This window comes from Xanthobacter autotrophicus (genome assembly GCF_030015065.1).
In the GTDB taxonomy this organism is placed as follows: Bacteria; Pseudomonadota; Alphaproteobacteria; order Rhizobiales; family Xanthobacteraceae; genus Xanthobacter; species Xanthobacter autotrophicus_D.
Map to the genome: position 1 here is coordinate 1 of NZ_JAIVFN010000425.1, position 444 is coordinate 444.

The 444-nt window shown below is 68.5% G+C and carries 1 protein-coding gene; it reads left to right on the forward strand.

What is annotated here, in order from left to right:
• On the forward strand, positions 1–444 hold a 444-nt coding region (locus K9U40_RS23850; protein ID WP_282892529.1), incomplete at both ends, for a penicillin-binding transpeptidase domain-containing protein.

A 444-nucleotide genomic window follows, 5' to 3' on the forward strand; every position in this document is an offset into this window, starting at 1 on the left:
GAAGATGGGTCTGCTCGACCGGCTGCGCACGGAGCTGCCCGAGAGCGCGGCCCCGATCGTCCCGTCGCGCTGGACCGAGATCAACACCATTACGATCGCGTTCGGCCACGGCATCGCGGTGGCGCCGATCCAGGCCGCGGCCGCTGTGGCGGCGATCGCCAACGGCGGCGACCTGATCACCCCGACCTTCCTGAAGGCGGCGCCCGACGACAAGGCCCGCGCCACGCACGTCCTCTCCGGTCAGACCTCCGAGGCGATGCGCTACATCATGCGCCTCAACGCGGCGGAGGGCTCTGCCAAGAAGGCGGCGGTCCCGTACTATTTCGTGGGCGGCAAGACCGGCACGGCCGAGAAGGTGATCGGCGGGCGCTACATCCACAACCGCCTGTTCACCACCTTCATGGCGGCGGCGCCGATGAACGACCCGAAGTACCTGTTCATCAC